Here is a 20,169-nt window from a genome sequence, read left to right as displayed (position 1 = left end):
CCGAACTCGGCGGTGAAACTGACCCGGTCATCGAAAGCCAGATTCCGGGCATTTACGCCATCTCTACGCTTCTCTTAAGGGAAAATGTCAACTGCGCTAAGAGCAATGGCGATTACTGCGATCTTGCCAGTGCGGGCATCCAGGCCAACATACATTATCCGCTGATTGTCGGCTCCGGCAACAACGTCGGCGCCATCCACACGCCGGCCACCATCTACTTCCAGTATGGCCAGGGCGGAACCCATGTTCACGGCAACATCAATCTCTATGGCGAAAACGCCTCTATTTCAAGCCATTCTACCCCGTACTGGTATCTCATTGGCGGCGAAGTCGTCCACCACATTCCGAGCAACTTCAACGAACTGTTCCCGACCGTGATCGACATTTTCGGCGACCAGTCCTACATTGACGGCGTCGAAGTCCGCAGAAACGAGACCATGACACTGGATCCGAGCATCGATTACAGCACCGTCAAGGTAGCTGATGGAGGCAAGCTCATCATTCCTCCCGGAGAAATCTATATCGACAACCTCCAGACCGACCCCAACGCCATCGTCGAGTTCTCCAATCCCGGCCAGCCGACCTATCTGCATATTGACGGCGAGTTCATCTGGCGCGCCACGCTGAACCATACCGAAGAGGACCTCGTGAATATCGGTCGCAGTTTCGAAGTCCTGTTCAGTACGTACGATAGGGACTATAGCTTCGACAGGACCTTCGCAGGCCGCATTGTCGCTCCCTATTCCAGGGTCAACGTAGACAATCGCAGCAACTCCGGAACTTTCTACGGAAGCATTCTCGCTTTCAACATTGAAATCCGCAACAACGCGAAGATCAAGGTAGTGCCGTACACGAATAACCATTAGTCCGTTCCCGGCATTATCGCCTGCGGTACGAAATCGGGGTGTTTTCATGGTTAAAGATACCGCAAGCGAATGGCCTCGTCTCTGACGAGGCCATATTTTTTGCGGGCGAACGTTATAGTCCGCTCTTTTCGAATTCCAAGATGTCCGCCTGCACGGTAACATCGTCCGGGAAGTACTTCTGGGCAATGCGCAACAGGCGTAAGGCCTCGTCGTCACGTTTTTGGGCATGGGCATCGTAGGCCATGTTCTTGAAACCGAATACGGATTCGGCATTGCCCTGCCTTGCGGCAAGCTCGTAAGCGGCCTCGGCGCGGTCATAGAACTTCGCATCGTACGCGAGGTTCCCGAGGAAGATTGCCGCATCGCTGAAGTCCGGCTTGATTTGCGTAACGCTGTTGAGCACGTCCATTGCAATGAAAGGCTTATTGTCTTCGGCAAGGACATCGGCCAGCTTGTACATGGTGGCGACATCGTCAGGACGAACTCCCAGGGCTTCGCGGTAGGCCCCGGCGCTTTCTTCGTACTGCTTGTTCAGGCGGAATACGTCACCGAGATACACGAGGAAATCGACTTCGTCGGGGTGGGCCGCGTAGCCCTCGCGAATGACGGCGACAGCGCGGTCGAAATCGTTGAGGGCTATATTCGATTCCGAAAGCTGGTAGACGATACTGATATCATCCTTATCCAGCTGGTAAGCTTTTTCGACGGCGCGGAGCGCACCGACGGCATCTCCGGTCTTGGCGTAGGCTTCTCCTAGGAAAAGCCAGCCGGAAACGTTTGCGGGCTCTAGCTTGAGCGCGCGGTGGTAGGCGGCAATGCATTCGGGATATTGACGCAGGCGGAAATAGACACTGGCCATGTTGAAAAGCGCGGGTGAAAAATTTCCGTTGGAATAATCGACGGCCTTGCGGTAGCTGGCGGCGGCTTCCGCGAACTTCCCGTCTTGATAATAGCTGTTGGCGATATTGAAGCTCGTGGCGACAGGATCAGCGCCGCGGGATTCGGCCTTGCGGTATAACATAATCGCCTGGTTGAAGCGGCCGCTACGGTATAGGGCGTTCGCGCGCTCCATCAAGTCGTAAGAAGACTGCGCCGCGAAGGAGAAGGTAGCGAGAAACAATAAAATAGACGATAGACGAAAGACGAAAGACGATAGATGCGCAGAACGTGAACCGCCCATCAATCCGTTACACTTGCTTATCATTCCATTCATCATTTTCAAGCTCTTTGCGCGAAGCGCCATTATAAATCTTTCGTCTAAATCAGTCCCTAAACTTCACCTCGAACGGCTGTTCCATACCGCAGAACGGCACCGGCTTGCCATCTTTTTCTGCCGGAGCAAACTTCATGCGGCCTAGAGCCTCACGACCGGCCTGGGCAAGCCCAGAACCCGCAGGAGATTCTTCCACGACCTTGATGTCGTAAACACGGCCACCGGCATCCACGCAGAATGTAAGGCGGAGCATCGCGTCTATTTCTCGATCCCTGATCTGTGCCGGCACCTGGAAATTCGGGAAGGCATGGCTTTCGGGTTTTTTGTCCACATCGCCCTTTTCGGTAGAGAGCGCTCCGCCACGGAAATCGGCGACCAGTTCCTCGTTGATGGCGGCACCGGCACTCCCCGAAGCGACCCCAAGATTCATCGCAAAGCGCGGGCCGGCCTTGGGCGAACGCGAATTAGATTTCTGACGGTTCGGTTTGCGAGCCGGTTTTTTCTTTTCAACCTTCTTCTCGACTTCTTCCACCTTCTTGACAGCAATTTCCGTCTTGTTGTACTTCTTTTCGTGGAAAACCTTCCCCGTCAAGAACATGTTCGCAAGCGTCACCGAAAACACGAGCAGTGCACTCGCGAGAATCGCCGCGAGCAAGATCGTAAAACGCTTTACCAGTTTTTTTAAATATCTCAACATTATAAAGTCCTGGATCCTTCGACTACGCCCTGACGGGCTTCGCTCAGGATGACACCGCAAAAAAATCCCACATCATCCATTATCCATCATCAATCATCAATTATCAATTACTCCGCCTGAGCCGCGATGGAGACCTTCTTTACCCCCGCCAAGTTGCACATGTCGATCACCTGCACCAGGATTCCCGTTTGCGCCCCCTTGTCCGCAATTACAACCGCCTCGCGGTCGGGAGCCTTCGCCAGCGACTGTTTCAGGATATCCTGGAGGCTTGCCAAGTCCACCTGGCGTTCATTCATGTGGATAGTCCCTTCGCGGGTAATGGCAATAAGCAAGTTCTCCTTTTCCAGCTGGCTCGCTGTCTGCGCCTGCGGCTTGGTGACATCCACGCCCGTCTCGCGCGTGAAGGATGACGTCACCACGAAAAAGATGAGCAAAATGAACACGATGTCCATCAGCGGACCCATCTCGATGCCCATATCCTTCTGCTTTCTTCTCGGCAAGTTGAATTCCATAATATACCCTAGTTCCGATTCTCTACAAAATAATTTTCAATTACGGTCGCACCCAGTTCCATTTTCTGCTTCAGGATTTCGACGCGTTCATCTAGGCGCTGTTTCAAGAGCGTCAAGGGGAAAGCCACCAGGAGTCCGCTCTGCGTCGAAATCAGCGCTTCCGAGATACCGTCGGCCATGAGCACCGGGTTCTGGTTGCCGTACAGCGTTATCACATTGAAAGTCGACACCATGCCGGTCACCGTTCCCAAGAGTCCCAGGAGGGGCGCAGCCGCAGCCATCACCGATATCACGTGATTCCCTCGTTCCAGGTAATGCGCCGTCTTCATCATGCGCACCTGCATATAATCGCGAAATCCTTCGGGATTGCTCGACGCCACGTCAATAGCATAGCACAATTCCCTGGAAAGCAACCCGCCTCGCTTACGTAGGCGACGCACCGCTTTCCGGACGCTCGGCGGCTCGGCATTCTTTTCGTCTTCTTCGATTCCACCGTTCAAGTCCACGCGCATGCGCCTGATGACCCTATGGATATCCTTGCGGAAAAAATCCCTGCCTATACGGAACCAGCTGGAAAAAAGGAAGTAGAAACCGATAACTCCCGCAACGAGAATCGGAAGCATCACCACGCCACCGGCCTGGTACGTGTTCTCCAGCGATTCAATGAATATGTAGGAGGAGTTGTCCATTGTCTATGCTTTTTCTTCGTGTCCAAAGATTCTGTTCAACAGCGACGTGCTCTGCACGTAAAGTTCGCTAGTGACCTTCTCGATTTTTTCGCTCAGAAGGCCATGCAAAATCATCACGGGGATAGCGATAATCAAGCCGGTTTCCGTCGTCACGAGAGCTTCGGAAATACCGCCGGCCAAGACGCGCGCGTCATTCGTACCGACTTCGGTAATCACGGTAAACAGCGTAATGATACCCGTTACCGTACCCAAGAGGCCAAGCAACGGGGCTATGCTCCCCATCGCAGCCAGGAGTCCCATGCGGCGTTCCAGTTTCGGCTGTTCACGGAGCAGGGATTCGTGAAGGGAACGTTCCGCCGCCTCGCGGGAATCCCCCGCCTTGTTGAGCACCGCGAAGAGAACCATCGCCAGACTCGAGCCTTTCTTGAGACAGTAATTCGCGGCTTCTTCGTAACGGCTCTCCTTCACCATCGCGTACAGTTTCTTCATGAACCGCTTGCCGATATGTCCACGGTAAGAAAGCACCAGGAAACGTTCCAGGCTTAAGAGCAGAGCGAATATCGCGACCAGCAAAAGCGGGTACATCACGATGCCGCCCTTCTTGAAGAACGCCTGAAGTTCCTCGGTCCATGTAAGTTCCTTCGTATCGGTAATGGAATTCTTGATGGCCTTGTTCTGCAATACGTCCAGAGGTACAGACACCACGGCATTCTGTGTAGAGTCTCCGATAGAACTCGCCTTGGTCACGGCCTGGCGGATTCCCGCAGACATTTCGACAGGCAGGTTCGCATTCCATTCGAAAATCTTCCCCTGCAAGGCTCCGGAGCGCAACAGGGCCTGCACATCACCGTTATCAACGGCCACTTCGCCAAGGAAGACCGTACCGAGGCGCAGGCGGTTCACGCTGACATCCGGGCGGTTCCCCACCTGCGAAAGCATCTTGCCAAAATCCTGCGTGTACGTCATTTCGTGGCGGATAAGCAAATCCTTCATGTACACCTGCACGGCAGCGAGCGTATTCGGAATATTCTTTTCCGCTTCGTTGGATGCTTCGCGCAAGCGCAACAGGCGGCCGTCCATTCCGACAGGATAATCGCCAGTCACATCGCCGAGAGTTTTGTCAATCGAAAGCTTCACCTGCGTATTGAGAGCATCGTAGGCGCTTTCTTCGGATTTCGCGTCTTCTTCTGCTTCGCCGGTCACGTTCTTGCTGGCCATCACCTCTTCGCTCACGCGGCCAAGATCCGTCGACAGCTTGGAATAGCGTCCGTCAAGTTCACGGGATTCCGCCTGGTGTTCTTCGGTCAACTGCGATTCAGCGTAGCGCTTGCGCCAATGTTCCGCTTCGAGTTTTTCGAGCGAATCGGCCTTCTGCAGGCGGATACGCGTCAGCGCCTCGACTTCACGCTGCAAGTTGCGCACTTCGACAGATTCCAGCGAATCCTTGATGCGCACCTGGTCTTCGGCAGTCGGCTTCTTTTCGCCGGATTCCGACCATGGCCATGCAAATGCCGATGCCGCACAAAAGAGCAATGCAACCAATGCCAGCCTGGATCCTTTGACCACACCTTTAGACATTCTCTCGTCTAATCTCATTTCTCACCTCCCACCACAGAAAGGCTCACAGGCAACGTCACGATCTGGGGAGGTTTCCTCGCCTGCTTCACGTCTATCGCAAGCTTGACCGCGGCGCGTTCTTCCAAGCTCAAATCCTCGTTCCATTCATAAACGACTCGTCCACCCTCCATGCGACGAACGAGCACTCCGAAAACAGTCCCGTTATCGTCGCTGTAGACCATCCACTGGTTACCGATGCGCAGGATCGTCGCATTGATGAGCTCTCCGTTCTTGCGGGTCAGGGGACTGTTGATCACAGCCACTTCGTCGCCGAACTTTGTCTCTTCGGCAACAAGCGACTTGAGTCGCGAAAAAGCTTCTTCTTCGCTCGCGTTGCCGCCCTCGATATCGCGGGTAAGCGACTTGACGCGATCGAGCCTGCTTTCGATTTCCCACGGAATCGTCTGGGCCACCTGTGTTTCAAGCTGCTTGCTAACAGATGCAAGCACCGAACGCAGGGCCTTCCGCTTGGCCGCAACATTCTCGCTGCGGTTCTTCGCACGGGCCTGCTTGCCGCGTTCTTCCTGCAGCTGTTCCGCCACAGTGCGGATTTTGGCATTCAGGCTGTCAATCTCGGATTTGCGACGTTCCACGTCGGCCTTGTAGCGTTGCTGCAAAGTCTTGTAGCGGGAATCGTCCGCCTTGAGCATCGAATCCGTCGCCGAAATCTGGCGGTTCAATTTCGATATCTCGGAGTTCAACTTGTCCTTTTCGAGCTTGAGATCGCGTATTTCGGCACTGCGATCGGCAAAAGCCGGCCCTGAAAGGGACAGGACCAGTAGCGCCAGGGGCAAAAAATACAGTCGTTTCATAAAAATCCGCAACAGGTTAGGTATCAAAATTACATAATTAAAACACCTGACCCCTTAAAAAGTGTCACCGCGTTTATAAAAAAAATGCTTTTTCCCGTGTATTCTAGCCGTTCAGCTTCTTTTCGATGGTAAACACGTTGCAATTGTTCTTGCGATTGTAAGAAACACCGTCCATCGTCTTTTTCACAATGAATACGCCCAATCCACCAGCATCACGCTCCTCTACAGGCAACGTAATATCCGGGTCATCGGCCTTAAGCGGGTCAAAGGGGGTCCCGTTATCGACAAACGTCACCCTGGCCGTAAAGGATTCTTCGATTATGTCCATGGATATCGTCACATGGTCTGCACCGGAAAACTTCACGATATTGCTGTAAATTTCGTCAAGAGCGACAAGAATCTGCGTTTTAGGCCTTTGGGGGCATTGATGCTTGTCCAAGACTTCTTCGATAAACGAAGAAAAGGCAACCTGATTTTCAGGTTTTGCTTCCATCGTCTTTTCGTGACGTTCACGAGCTTCTGGTTTCAAAGCGGCCTCTTTTCCGTTATACCTAAAAGATAACATAGTAATATCATCAAATTGGGGAGTATCGCCAACAAAAGCGTTTATTTTGTCCATCACCCTTTTGCAAGTTTCTTCAGGATTCTCGCCAGGAAGTTCGGACATCAGCTGAATCAGGCGCTTGTCACCAAAAAGTTCATGCTTTTCGTTATTGGCTTCAGTCACGCCGTCTGTATAAAGGAACAGGCTATCCCCTGCCGCAAGAGTCACGACATGTTCCCGATACTTCTGGTTTTCCATGCCGCACAAGACAAAATTAGGCTTTGTCGCGAGGAAAGACGTTTCGTTGCCATGAATAAGGACGGGAGGGTTGTGACCGGCATTCACAAACCTCAGTTCGCCAGTCGAAAGAGTCAATATGCCAAGCCAGCAGGTAACAAAATATCCCAGGGAATTCCCTTTGCATATAAGATCGTTCGTCGTCTCGAATATTTCGGACGGGCTCATCTTCTGTTCCGCATAGCTGTGAATCAAGGTCTTCACGACCACCATGAACAGAGCCGCCGGAATTCCCTTGCCCGAAACATCGCCCACCACCAGGAGCAAATGATCGTCATCGACAAGGATATAGTCGTAAAGGTCCCCACCGACTTCTTTTGCCGGCGTCATCATCGCAAAAAGATCAAAATCCCCTCTCTCCGAGAACGTCACCCTGGGAAGCATGGCAACCTGGATGCGCGACGCCACCCCTAGTTCCGTTTCGATGCGTTCCTTTTCGGAAGTCACCCGCGAAAGATCCTCGATATGTTTCTTGACATCCATTTCCATCCGGTGTACGGACTGCGCCAACGTCGCCAATTCGTCCTTGCTCTTCAGTGAAAGCAACTTGTCGGAAGGTTCCCCGCCACCGCTCACGAACTGATTCGCCTCGCGTGTCACCAACATGATGGGATCGATAAAGCGCCTGTTAAAGAACGAGCTGAAAAGAAGAAGCGACAACAGGGCAAAAACTATTTCCGTGGTCACGACAAAATTCACAAAATTGTACCGCGCCGAAACATAATTCTGGATACTCCTCTGGACGCCGATGATGGCGATGGTCTTTCCCGAAGAATCCATGACCGGATACATTGCCGTGATATGCGAACCGCTCCGCGTCTTTTCGGTATGACGAACAAACGGTTCCCCACTTTCAATAACATGCTTCGCAGAAGAATTGTATTCGGGCTCCACGTACGTCTCGGAATAACCCAGCGGATATTCCGTCCAACGCCCGCCCTTGCGGACAGGATTAAAAATGTACGTGATGCGGGTGTAATCCGGCGGCTCGACCTTGGATACATACAGGAGATTCAAATCGAACTTATCGACAAAGTCCTGCAATATGGAGAATGTTTGCATGTAGGCGTCATCTTTTTCGCCACTTTCCAGATAGCGGGCAAAATCATCCGGGCGCAAGCATTCGCGTGCGGCAGAGGCGATTGCCCGGATACTTGCATTATACTGTGTCTCGAACTGTTTTGAAAAAGACCAATAGCCGGCAAGGAAGATAATAGAGCAAAGGACAAGGCCAGTCACCAGACTGACCGCCACTATTTTTTTCGTAATAACCGGGAGCTTCTTCAGCTTCACCTTTTCGGCTCCGCTACGCGATGTTCAGCACGTTCACAAAGCCCGTCAGTTCAAACACCTCGCGGACATCGTCATTCACGTTGACAAGGGTCATCTTGCCAGCTGCGGCCGTAAGCTTTTTCTGGGCCAGCAGGAGTACGCGAAGACCCGCAGACGAAATGAAATCCACCTTGGCAAAATTCACTACCAAATCCTTGGTCTTGCCGCAGGCATCGATCATTTCCGTCTCGAAGTCAGGCGCAGTCGTAGAATCGATAATTCCTTCTACTGCCAAGGTCAGGGATTCGCCGTTTTCGAATTTTGTTATCTGCATAGTTTTCCCATTTTATTTGATTATTGATTTTTTACCAGTCGGACGCTAAAGGCGCATTCCTTCTTGCTGGAACATTCCTGATATGCTCCGGTGAAATAGCTGAGATGCCTGTAATAGGCACGGGTCATGTTCTCTTCGTCGGCACACCAGAAATATGCAAAGGAGCCCATGTAGCTGAAAACGCCGGAGCTCGTGCGGACACCCGTCGGCTTTGCCGAGAAACCGACAGCGTCGGTCCCAGGAGTGCCAGGCCCGAAAATTCCATGAGTATTCCATTCGGGTCCGGCCGTTTTCAACATCGTCCCGACCATTCCCTGGCCAAGACCCTTGCAGAACAATCCGAGTTCGTTAAAATCCCTGCGAGTCGCGAGGTGCCAGCCCGGCGGAGCGATGGACCGCGCGCTTTCCCATGTATAAAGGCGGCCATAGACAGAAGCCATGCCTTCGTTGTTCCCGTAGACAAAAGAATCCGTAACCTTGAATCGGAAATTCTCGGCAAGCCAAATCTGGTTGCCGATTTTTACCATCCTGTACTTTTGCTGGTCACGGCCATCGATAAGAAACCCGTTCTTTTCGACAGGACCGGGAATCGAGAAAACGTGCTCGGGCTTATTTTCCCCATACCGGGCACCGCAGTTACTGCAGAATTTCGCCGTCAGAGACATCATTGCATGGCAATGGGGACACACCCTGTGGAGCATATCACCACATTCAGCACAATAGACATCGTTTTCGCCATTCTCGGCACCACATTTTGGGCATTTAGGCATTTCTTGACCTCCCTCTTGCAATCTAAATTATAAATAATTCTAGCGGGGTCAAAATCCGAGTGTGATAAAGAGCACGCTCCTACCAGTTTTTGCAGATCGTATACTTAAATTCCTCGCAAATGGCCTTGACCTCACGCTGGATAATGCTCGATTTCAGGCCTTCGAGGTGGTAGCGGCTCACAAGCCCGATACGGCACTGCTCATAGTCCATATTCCAGCCACGGTCGGCGCACCATTTCCACAAGTATTCCTTGCAGTCGTTCTTTTCGGGAGTTTCAAGGCACTGCTTTTCGAGTTTACCGCAATCCGCGATACCGTTGTTTTCGAAATTGGAGGCCACGCAGTAGCGCTTGAGGCCGTCGCCGTAGGCATTGTTCTTGTCTTCCGAGCTGATGTCTTCGGGCAAGAAAGCCGTCCACTTGGCGGTATCGAGCATCATCGCCGCCTTCACGTGCGATGCATAGCAGGTGGCATTGTCCTTCATGTATTCCGATTTCCTGTAATATTCATACGCATGCGCGTTCGCTTCGAGCAGGCCCAGTTTTTCCATACTGTCGGAGGGCATCCCGGAACAGGCGACGTCCTGGTAGAGCCTGCACCCGCGGGAATCCCAGCTGTCCGAAAAGTCCCCCTCCGTCTCGTCGCAGTTGCGGAAGGCGATATGCTCCATGTCCACGCCCTTGCCATCCACATACAGGGTGATGGTCGTCTTCGCCATGCCGCTGAATACGCCCATGCCGTTTTCGATATTCGATTCGGGAATGATGCGCGAATCGCTGAACGAATTCGTCACCTTCATCTCGTAATCGATGTAGGCGGCGTCGGTCGCATAGAAATCCACGTAGATCTTGCCGAGCGGCATCATCATGTTCATCAGGTAGAGCGTGTCGAGCGCATTGAAATCGGCGACCCAGCGGCTTATGGTGTACCCGAGATTCTCGCTCCTTTCGAGCGGATCGTGCATGGCTATGCCCCTGTAACCCGTCGAGTCCTTGTCCGTCATGCCCTTGAGCATGTTGTTGATGGTCGTCTTCTGTGATTCCGCATTCGAAATGCCGTAACGCATCACCGAAATGACGCCCTTCACGGTTTTGTCATAATCCACGTCGCACTTGACGAACTCCATGTCCATCGGGAATTCCAGGAACTTGACGCGGAACTCCGTGGAGTCGTTATATTCCCTCCATTCGTAGCTGCCGTCTGCCAGCGGGACGTTCATACCGGGAATCGAAATGGCGTTCGGGATTTCGGCCTTGGCCGTAAAGCGCGATTTTGCCGCATGGCCCGCGCTATCCCACTCAAAATAGGCGTCCATCTTGTACGACTTGCCCGTGATGCCGTCCAGTTCGCTGTAAAAACAGTTCGGCTTGCCCGCCTTGGGCGAAAGCACCAGCGTGGTATCGGTTTCGTTACCGTCGATGTCGAACGGGCCCTGCACCGTAACGCGGGCGCTGTCGTAGAACGCGAAATTCTGCGCCGACGTCTCGTCGAGCTCGTAAATCTTGGAAAAGCAGATGTCGGAACCGCCATCGGAGAGGATGTAGCCGTACGTGAAGATGCCCGTATAGATTTCGCGTTCCTCGGGATAGTATTCCCACGGCCCGTGAAAATCGCCGCACGCAGTCAGCAGCAACCCAACCACTAACCACCAACCACTAATCACTCTAGAAATAGTATTCATAGCTCAGCATAATCGGTAAAAAGGGGAACTGCGAAATGGAAGTCTTCTCGGGAGGGTTCTTGCGCGTATCGTAGAAGGTAAAAAACATGTTTTCGTGATCGGTCAGGTTGATGATGGTCCAGCTGAAATTCCACTTGCCTTCGCGGCCGACATCGATAGCCTTCACGTCTACCCTGAAGTAATCCGTTTGGCGGGCCGCGTTGCGGCTACCCGGAATCACGACCACCTCGTCGGAATACTCCTGGTGACCGATATGCTCGGAGAGGTAGTAGCCCTTGTATTCGCTGATGGGCATGCCCGCCGAATACTTGAGGACAACCGAGGAACGCAGGTACATGTCTTTTTGCGTCGGGTGCACCGACATGGATTCTTCCGGGCCGCGCCAGTTGAGGCCCAGGTCCATCTTGAGTGCGTAAGGCTGGTGCCAGCTCGGGTAATAGGGCTTTGTGCCGTCGTTGGTCTTCATCACGCTTATGCTCTGGCTCCAGTTGATACCGCCGAACCACCAGCCCTTTTCCTTGCGCAGCGAAAGTTCGTAACCGAAGGAATACGCTTCCGCCGTGCCGAACTGGTCCGCCAGCACGAGCTTACTGGACTTGGAATCTTCGCTGGTATCGAGCTGCGTCACAAACGTGTTCAGGTTGTTCTGTGTTTTGTAATACAGCCCCACGGTGGCGTCATAATCGTCCAAAATTCCGCGCTGGCTGTACTCCGTCGCAAAGAGCCACGAAGATGCCGGCTTGATCTGCCGCCCGCTCGTCGTCTTGGTCGCGGGGTAATAGAAATCGTTGAGCGTTTCCTGGTCGGTATACACGAGCGCGTTCAGGTACTGCAGGTAGTAGCCGCCATAGAATTCGAGCGTCTTGGAATCGTCAAGGTTGACGGTGAGGGATGCGCGCGGTTCCACGCCAAAATGTTCCGAAGCCTCGTGGTAATTGAAGCGCATGCCGTATTGCAGCATGTAATCCGGCGTGATTTTCCAGGCATCCTGCAAAAAGCCTACGTGATGGAGGGGCTTCTGTATGTCGGCCACGGATACGGTCGCCATTTTTTCCTGGTAGCGCTCGTAGTCGTATTCCAGTTCGTAGCCGAAGGTGAGCGTATGGTTCGCGATGCCGCGGTAGTTCAGCCACTGCTTGGCGGAGAACGTATAGAGGAACATCTCGATGGACATGAGGTCGCTGATTTTCATGGTCTGGTAGAACTCGCTGTACGCGAGGGTCACATTGTAGTCCCAGTTGCCGTTGATGCGGTGCGTCAGGTTTATCGGGATGGCAACATTCCCCCAGTCCATGTAGAGCGGGTCAAAGCTCAGGCGGTCCTTGCCTATGTAGAAGCTGAACTTGAGGCGGGTATCGTTCGTGACGTTGTACATGAACGTGCCCTGCAAATCCGTAAACTCGTAATCCAAATCCAGGTCCAGGAGGCCCACCGCGTTCATCAGGTCGAGCATGTAGCCGATGTAGGTGGTGCGACCGGCGAACACCCAGCGGGCAGGGCCCTGATGGCCTTCGGTATGGAGCTGGGCCGCGAACGTGCTCACCTTGATGCTGGACTTGCTGAACCATTCGTTCACGGTATCTTGGCCACCCGCGCGGCCTTCCATCTTGAGCACCGAACTCAGGCGGTTGCCGTACTGCGCCGGGAATCCGCTCTTGTAGAACTGCACGTCGTCGATGCCTTCCACGAGGAACGTGCTGAAAAGGCCGAAGAAATGCACCGGGGAATACACGACCGCATTGTCGAACAAGAAGAGGTTCTGGTCGGCGGCGCCACCGCGTACATAAATCTTGGAACTGAAATCGGAACTCGCGACCACGCCCGGGAGCGCCTGCACGCTCTTGATTACGTCGGCTTCGGCGAGACCGGGCATGCGCTTGATGGATTTTGCGGTAACGACGGATTCGCCGGGCTTGCGCTTGGGGCGCCGCCGCAGTTGCACCACGACTTTCTTGAGTTCGGTCACCTTGGTGTTGTCGCCGCCGGCAAGCAGGTCGTCGACGTTGACGTCATTAGGCTGTGCAGTATCGGCGGAAGCGGCGGAATTCGGGTCTAGATCCTTCGACTCCGCTTGCGCTCCGCTCAGGATGACACCTGAAGAATCACTGGCTGCGGCATGCGTACTATCAGGTTCCGCAAAGGCTTCTCCGAGCGCCTGCGAAAAACTGCGGCCGGGCCCAATGTACTTGAGCTCGTAGCATTTTTCCTTCTCCGCTCCGGCGGTATCGGAATTCGTGACGCACACGTTCCAGAGGGTATCTTCGGGGAGCACGACACTGAAGGGCGTACCGACAGTTGTCTGCAACGCCTCGCCCGATTCGAGAATTTCGACATTCAGCTTTTCGCCTTCGGCAAACGAGGCATCCTGCACGATGCCATTGAAAACGATTCCCGCAACCTGCGCGGAATCCCCGGCGACAGCATCCGGATTGCCCGTTTCCTCCGCATAGGCGAAGGTCGTGAGCAACAAGGCGATGATTTTAATATAAAATTTCAAAAATATCTCGCGTTTCAAGCAAAAATAGCAAATAAGATGCCTTATTTGCATTTTAAACACCCAAAGGGGATAAAAGTGTTACCCCTCCACAAAAAAATCCATTTCATTCCCAAGTGAGCCTAATCACGGGCGATTCTTGTTATATTATCCCGTGGAAAAGCAATACAAAATCAGAGGTGTATATGGATTTTAAAAGAAATGTCATTGCGAGCGTAGCGCGGCAATCTCTAACCATCTTCGCATTCGCGCTTCTCGCGGCATGTAGCGACGACAGTTCTAGCAGTTCATCGGCTCCCGAAAACTCGGATACCCCCGCCGCACTTGCAGAATGTACCGCACCCGCCTTCCTCAAGAAAGGCGACAAGGTGGCGTTGCTCTCTCCCTCGTACAGCACTCCCGATTCCAACATCCAGAAGACTGCAGACGTGATCAAGGAATGGGGCTTTAAACCCGTCATCGGCAAGAACGTGGGCAAGCTCGAAGCGGGCAAGTACGCCGGCACCGCACAGGAACGCGCCGACGACTTTATCGAAGCACTCAAGGACACCAGCATCAAGGCCATTCTCTGCAACCGAGGCGGCTACGGCACCATTCAACTGGTGGATCTCATCGACCTGAAACTCGTCAAAGACAATCCCAAATGGCTCATCGGCTTCAGCGACATTACCACGCTGCATGCCATGGAGACCAAGGCGGGCGTCATGAGTATCCATGGCACCATGAGTTCCTTCATCGCAAAGACCGCCGGCGAGGACGATAACAGTACTATCCTGCGCGACCTGCTCAAGGGTGAAGTTCCCACATACAAGGTCCCGAAGAATAAATACAACCAGAAAGGCAAAGCCGAAGGTATTCTCGTGGGCGGCAACATGGCGACATTTGTTCCGCTCGTCGGCGCAAGTGACATCGACGTATTCTCGAACGACGGCATCATCCTCTTCCTGGAAGAAATCGGCGAATCCCTGCACAACATTGACCGTATGTTCAACACGCTCGAACTGCACGGCGTCATGGAAAATGTGCGCGGCGTGATTCTCGGCGAATTTGTGGATTCCGGCACCGACCTCGATTACGAAACTACCGAAGAAATGCTCTCGCAGTATCTGAAGAAGTATGACATTCCCGTACTCTGCGGGTTCCCTGCCGGCCACGATGACGTAAACCTCCCGATTGTCATGGGTGCTAAGGTGAAGATCGATGTGGGTGACAAGGGTTCGACAGTCGCCTTCGACATCGGCGGCGAAAAGAAGACGATAGACACCGATAACCTCTCCAAGAAAGTCACGCTTCCGAAGGCATTGCTCAAGATGCTCTCCGGAAAGACCTTCAAGATCGAGGAATAGTTTTTAAGAGGTGTATATGGATTTCAAAAAGACAATGGCGGTAGGGGCCATCGCGCTCCTTGCCGCATGTGGCGACGACAGTTCAAGCAGTTCGTCGTCGGCTCCCGAAAACGATTCCCCGGCCGAAAACACCTCCACGCTCGACATAAAGAAGATGTCCATCCGCGAGAAGGTTGGCCAGATGTTCTTCGTGCGCCCCGAGGCTCTCGATACGAGCATCCACTGGAACGAATACGCCGAGCTCCCGGATTACAAGCTGCAAAAAGTAAACAAGACCATGCTCGCGATAAACAAGGACTACCCCATCGGAGGCATGATCCTTTACGCGCACAACATCGTGGACGAAGATCAGCTCAGTGATTTCATCGCCGAAATCAGGGAACTGAACGGCAGCCCGCTCCTTGCCATCGACGAGGAAGGCGGCCGCGTCGCCCGCATCGCGAACAACGAAAACTTCGACGTTCCCAAGTACGAAAGCATGGCAGCCATCGCAGAGACCGGCGACCCGAACGAAGCCTACAAGGCGGCTTTCACCATCGGGAGCTACGTGAAGGAATACGGTTTCGACATCGACTACGCCCCGGTCGCCGACGTGAACACGAATCCCGAGAACATCGTCATCGGAGCGCGTGCATTCTCGGATGATCCCGAGACCGCCGCCGAATTCGTGGTAAGCTACCTGAACGGTCTCGATTCCGCGGGAGTCATCGGCACGCTCAAGCACTTCCCCGGCCACGGCGACGTAAAGACCGACACGCATTCCGGCTACGCCGAGACGAACAAGACCTGGGAAGAGATGCTCAAGTGCGAGATGATTCCTTTCAAAGCAGGTATCAAGGCGGGCGCAAAGATGGTCATGACCGCGCACATCGCCGCCCCGAAGGTCACCGGCGACGATTTGCCCGCAACGCTCTCGCCCGTCATATTGCAGGACAAGCTCCGTGGCGAACTCGGATTCAAGGGAGTCATCGTGACCGACGCGATGGATATGGGCGCCATCACAACGCAGTTCGGGAACGCCGAAGCCGCCATCAAGTCAATCCAGGCAGGCGTTGACGTGGTGCTTTGCTCCCGCGAATTCACGCAGGTGTTCGATGCCGTCGTGAAGGCGGTCGAAGACGGCGAAATAAAAGAAGCCCGCATTGACGAAAGTGTCAAGCGAATTCTTGAATTGAAAAAATAACAGCTTTACTTGATAATCTCAAGCTTGCCGTTGTGCAGGAACTTGCCCTTGATTGTGGGCTTGCCGTTTAGCACGCGGCCTTGAATGTCGAGCCAAAGGTCCGCTGTGCGGGGAGCCAGGTGGATTTCGCCAGTACGTGTATTGAGCTTGCCGACAACGGTCGTGCCCTCTTCATCGTCGTCGAATTCCACGTCGATTGTTCCAGGAATAGCGCTCGTGTAAGTCGGTGCCATAAATGCAGCACGCGCCTGTTGTCTGTTGCCCTGCGGTGCGCTAGCATCCATATACACCAGGTAGCAACGCATCGCGGGAATGCTAGCATCACTTGCACCCTTGGCAAAGACTCCCTTGTCATATCCATCCTGGGACGTAGACGTGAAGCCGTATGTAACGCCGACAAGCGAAGCGCTATCGCCAATCGCAAAGGTCCTGTATGCGCCACGGAAACTCCACAAACCATCATTCACCGTATAAGGCCGCCTTACGCTGGTATTGAGCGTGACGGAGCCCTGGAAGGTAAGTGCTTCGCCATCTTTCAACTTCACTAGATAAGGTTTGTTCGCCACAATCGTCTCTACTTCCGTTTTTCCGAGGCGATGCGTCCCAACACTACTCCACTTGCCATTTATATCCTTCTTCACTTCGGTAATGTCGTAGAAGTTCGCCCCTTCAACTTTATCCGTCGAAATGGAGAACGGCAGCACGACAGTAGAGGCAACGCCAGAATCAAAAGCCCTGTTAAATACAACGCTGTTCACAGTAATATCGCCAGGGATGTTCACGGCATCAGTACCAGCGTAGTCGCCGTTGATAGTCGCTGTGGAGCGGTCCGCGGCGATGGTAACGGCACCAGTTTCAAGCAATTTATAAACCGCAACGATGTTGGTGTTACCACCGATTGCAACAGTCTCGCCCGTCGCATATAGCGCAACGTTTTCACCAGAGAAGTAGTAGCCACCGGGCACCAGGTCTTCCGAGCCAATGTACCAGCCCGCAAATGTGTAGCCAGCCGGCGTAGTAGAAACTGCAGGCAGCGTGTACTGCGTTTGCCCCTTCAGGAGCGTGATGTTCTCGGAGCTATAGGTGCCATTAGGTGTTTCGCTCAAAGCCTGTGCAAGCGTGACTATGTAGGTAGCATCTGTTGCACCACACTCGGAACAAGTGTGGCCGCTGCCGTAATGGTGTTCGCTTACAACGCCCCGCTTCAAGCAGTAATTGCAACTCGCGAGGGTGTGGCTGCCATCATGGTTATCCCTATTGACGGCATCCTCGTGAGTGCAGGGCTCTATTCTAATCCAGTTGCGATTCTGTATGGCCTCAATGCGTTCTGAAATAATGAACTTGCGCTCCCACCAGACCATCATAGTGTCACCGATGGTGAATGAGGTAAACTGAGCATTGTCATCGTGGGTGCAGATGGCCATGCTATTGGTGCCGCCCTGGGCATAGACATGGCCACCGGTGATGGTGATAAGTCCGGCATCGGCATCATCTCCGGCACCGATGCCCGCACCATAGTCCTTACCCCAGGCGACGACTTCGCCGCCGCTGATGTTGATGGTGCCGCCATTAACTCCGCCCTCATAAGTACCTTCCTCGCCGCTGCCTATGCCGGCGGCGTCAACACCACCGTAGGCTACCACAGAACCGCCGCTGATTTCAATAAGCCCTCCATTGCCACTCGATCCGCCGCCGATGCCTGCGCCATACTTACCACCATGAGCTTCCACAGTACCGCCATAGATCCGAGTTGTTCCTCCGCTAGCACCCCTTCCGCCACCGATACCGGCAGCGCCAGAACTACCATAGGCTTTTACAGTGCCGCCAAAAATATTTACGTTAATTCCAGTGGTTCTATCACCGCCGCCAATGCCAGCACCGTAGTAGGTCCCTTCAGCATACACCGAGCCACCGTAGATAGTTACCGAACCAGTGGTAGCATCAGAATTTGTAGTTCCTATGCCAACTCCCCCAACTGCGTTAATGGTACCGCCGTGTATTATCAACGTACCCATAGCGCCGTTTTGTCCCATTAAGGGTGATTCTAGTACGCCCGTACCCGCAATCTGACCAAAAATGGTCAGCGAGGAACCTTGCCCGATACGTATAACATCGGCAGTTAACTTTGCCCCCTCCCTCAAAATAAGGTAGACGGTTGCATTGGATTCGACATCAATATAACCATATTTGACATCACTGCCTTCAACATAATACCAACCCCAGTTAGACAAAGATATGTCGTCCGAATTGGCTGAGCCACGCAACTCGACTGCGCCGGAGCGTTTGAGCTGCAAGATCTCGACCACCCTTTTGTTGGCATTGTCCCAGCGGCGCTCCACGTATTCGACGCCACCATTGAACGAGAGCCTGACCTCGTCATTTACGTACTCGAGTGAGGTGATGGAAGCGTAGTCGTTGGTAAAGTGGTAGTTTTCGCGATTGTGTGCCCTGTAGCCGGAAGTGACCATACCGCTTTGGCTCTCGTGGTTGACGCCGATGCTGGAATTACCGAGACTACCCGTAACAACAATGAGGTGGCCGTTGGTCAAGAAGACATTGTTATCCCAGCCGTTGCTCCTGTGGTTACTGCTGACGTTGACGGTACCCTGCATACTGATATTGCTTTTGGTGTAAATACCCGCACCGTAGTTATCAGTAGTATTGCCGGTAACAGTGGCCGCATCTATGGTAAGCGTTCCGTCGTTCCAGATGCCGCCACCCTCGTCGACAGCGGTATTGCCGGTGAAGATGCCGCCGTTGACAGTCATCGTGCCGTAATTTACCGCGCCGCCACCGTCCTCGCTTGCAGTATTTGAGTTGATGGTCGTTCCGTCATTGATGTTGACTGTACTGCCACTCGCACAATAAACGCCACCGCCATTGGGTGCATCGTTCTCTCTGATGACAGTGCCGCTGGCGTTAATTGTTCCGGCGCTACAGAAGACGCCTCCTCCCGCAATTTTGGCGTGATTGCCTACAATGTTAGCAGCGCCAAGGGTCAAAGTGCCGCCGTTCCAGACACCGCCGCCGCGTGTGGTGGCCTGGTTGTTGTGTATGTTGCCGCCGGTAATGCTGGCAGTACCGTAGTTCACCACGCCGCCGCCACCGGCATGGGAGGTGTTGCCGCTGATGGTGCCGCCGGTCATATAGAGCTCGCCGCTAGCGGCATTGTAGATACCGCCGCAGTCATTACCATAACTGCCCAGCACGACGCCCCCATTGAAATGCAACTCGCCGGCATTGTAGATGCCACCACCTGCGCCTTCTGCCATGTCGGTACTGATTACACCTCCATTGACGACAAGCATTCCTGCATTGTATATTCCACCACCATTTTCGGTTGCATGGCTACCTACGATGGTGCCGCCATTGATGGTAACCGTAGCACCTTTATTGTTGTAGATGCCGCCACCGTTAGCTGCCCAGCCGCTACTGATGCGGCCCGCGTTGTTGCCGCTAACGTCGTTGATAGTCACCGAACTGCCAGCCCTGACACCGATGACATGACCGTCACCTGTCGCAGGGGTGGCACTAAGCCCGCGACCGAGTTCGTGACCATTCAGGTCGATAGTTACAGTCTTGCTGCCATCGATGAGCAAGCATTGGCTCAAGGTAATGTCTGCAGTGAGCCTGACACTGACAACAGTATTGCCACTAATAGCCGAGAGCAAAGCGCTTTCGCTACTGACATCGGTCTGCGCCCATGCACCCTGCACAAGGGCAAAAAGGGCCAGCGTGAACGCAAGCCCAAAGGATTTTCTTTTAGTCATTTAAGACCTCTCAATCGTTTCTTCTGCATGAATCATGCCAAAAGTCCCATGATACCCGCTCGCCTGCAACAG

Annotated in this window: 15 protein-coding genes; 3 read left to right on the top strand and 12 right to left on the bottom strand. The window is 53.5% G+C overall.

Translation table 11 applies throughout. The annotated features are described in order from the left end of the window. Nucleotides 1-866 (top strand): hypothetical protein (locus B3M32_RS10450; protein ID WP_290746458.1); only part of this gene is annotated, 866 nt, incomplete at its 5' end. A 112-nt stretch (nucleotides 867-978) separates the two neighbouring features. Here B3M32_RS10450 and B3M32_RS10445 read toward each other — a convergent pair. From B3M32_RS10445 to B3M32_RS10395, 11 genes are all read right to left on the bottom strand, one after another. Beyond that, complete coding sequence (locus B3M32_RS10445) at nucleotides 979-1,986, bottom strand: tetratricopeptide repeat protein (RefSeq protein ID WP_290746456.1); 1,008 nt, start codon at nucleotides 1,984-1,986, stop codon at nucleotides 979-981. A 142-nt stretch (nucleotides 1,987-2,128) separates the two neighbouring features. Continuing rightward, a complete protein-coding gene (locus tag B3M32_RS10440; RefSeq protein WP_290746453.1) occupies nucleotides 2,129-2,776 on the bottom strand; it encodes an energy transducer TonB in 648 nt (215 codons plus the stop codon). A 107-nt stretch (nucleotides 2,777-2,883) separates the two neighbouring features. Then, the gene (locus B3M32_RS10435) at nucleotides 2,884-3,288 is read right to left on the bottom strand and encodes an ExbD/TolR family protein (protein WP_290746449.1); all 405 of its coding nucleotides are present in this window, start codon (nucleotides 3,286-3,288) and stop codon (nucleotides 2,884-2,886) included. 8 nt (nucleotides 3,289-3,296) lie between these two features. After that, nucleotides 3,297-3,977 (bottom strand): MotA/TolQ/ExbB proton channel family protein, encoded by a 681-nt coding sequence (locus tag B3M32_RS10430; protein ID WP_290746446.1) that lies wholly within the window; start codon nucleotides 3,975-3,977, stop codon nucleotides 3,297-3,299. A 3-nt stretch (nucleotides 3,978-3,980) separates the two neighbouring features. Continuing rightward, entirely contained in the window at nucleotides 3,981-5,555 is a 1,575-nt protein-coding gene (locus tag B3M32_RS10425; RefSeq protein ID WP_290746443.1) for a MotA/TolQ/ExbB proton channel family protein, read from the bottom strand. A 14-nt stretch (nucleotides 5,556-5,569) separates the two neighbouring features. Next, entirely contained in the window at nucleotides 5,570-6,406 is an 837-nt protein-coding gene (locus B3M32_RS10420) for a DUF3450 family protein (RefSeq protein ID WP_290746441.1), read from the bottom strand. 103 nt (nucleotides 6,407-6,509) lie between these two features. Then, nucleotides 6,510-8,540 (bottom strand): SpoIIE family protein phosphatase, encoded by a 2,031-nt coding sequence (locus tag B3M32_RS10415; protein WP_290746438.1) that lies wholly within the window; start codon nucleotides 8,538-8,540, stop codon nucleotides 6,510-6,512. Nucleotides 8,541-8,553: 13 nt separating this feature from the next. After that, a complete protein-coding gene (locus B3M32_RS10410) occupies nucleotides 8,554-8,853 on the bottom strand; it encodes an STAS domain-containing protein (protein ID WP_290746436.1) in 300 nt (99 codons plus the stop codon). A gap of 20 nt (nucleotides 8,854-8,873) precedes the next feature. Beyond that, a complete protein-coding gene (locus B3M32_RS10405) occupies nucleotides 8,874-9,623 on the bottom strand; it encodes a fibrobacter succinogenes major paralogous domain-containing protein (protein WP_290746434.1) in 750 nt (249 codons plus the stop codon). 79 nt (nucleotides 9,624-9,702) lie between these two features. Next, complete coding sequence (locus B3M32_RS10400; RefSeq protein WP_290746431.1) at nucleotides 9,703-11,286, bottom strand: hypothetical protein; 1,584 nt, start codon at nucleotides 11,284-11,286, stop codon at nucleotides 9,703-9,705. A gap of 1 nt (nucleotide 11,287) precedes the next feature. Continuing rightward, entirely contained in the window at nucleotides 11,288-13,801 is a 2,514-nt protein-coding gene (locus tag B3M32_RS10395) for a TonB-dependent receptor plug domain-containing protein (protein ID WP_290746428.1), read from the bottom strand. 182 nt (nucleotides 13,802-13,983) lie between these two features. Here B3M32_RS10395 and B3M32_RS10390 point away from each other — a divergent pair, with 182 nt between their 5' ends. Further along, nucleotides 13,984-15,144: a S66 peptidase family protein gene (locus tag B3M32_RS10390; RefSeq protein ID WP_290746425.1), complete on the top strand. Its 1,161-nt coding sequence runs from the start codon at nucleotides 13,984-13,986 to the stop codon at nucleotides 15,142-15,144. A gap of 16 nt (nucleotides 15,145-15,160) precedes the next feature. After that, the gene (locus tag B3M32_RS10385) at nucleotides 15,161-16,327 is read left to right on the top strand and encodes a glycoside hydrolase family 3 protein (protein ID WP_290746422.1); all 1,167 of its coding nucleotides are present in this window, start codon (nucleotides 15,161-15,163) and stop codon (nucleotides 16,325-16,327) included. A 5-nt stretch (nucleotides 16,328-16,332) separates the two neighbouring features. Here B3M32_RS10385 and B3M32_RS10380 read toward each other — a convergent pair whose 3' ends face one another. After that, nucleotides 16,333-20,097, bottom strand: coding sequence for a beta strand repeat-containing protein (locus tag B3M32_RS10380; protein ID WP_290746419.1), 3,765 nt, complete (start codon nucleotides 20,095-20,097; stop codon nucleotides 16,333-16,335). Between the last annotated feature and the right edge of the window lie 72 nt (nucleotides 20,098-20,169).

This window comes from Fibrobacter sp. UBA4309, from assembly GCF_002395745.1.
In the GTDB taxonomy this organism is placed as follows: Bacteria; Fibrobacterota; Fibrobacteria; order Fibrobacterales; family Fibrobacteraceae; genus Fibrobacter.
The sequence above is the reverse complement of the archived record's forward strand: the minus strand, read 5'-3'. Positions and strand labels throughout refer to the sequence as shown.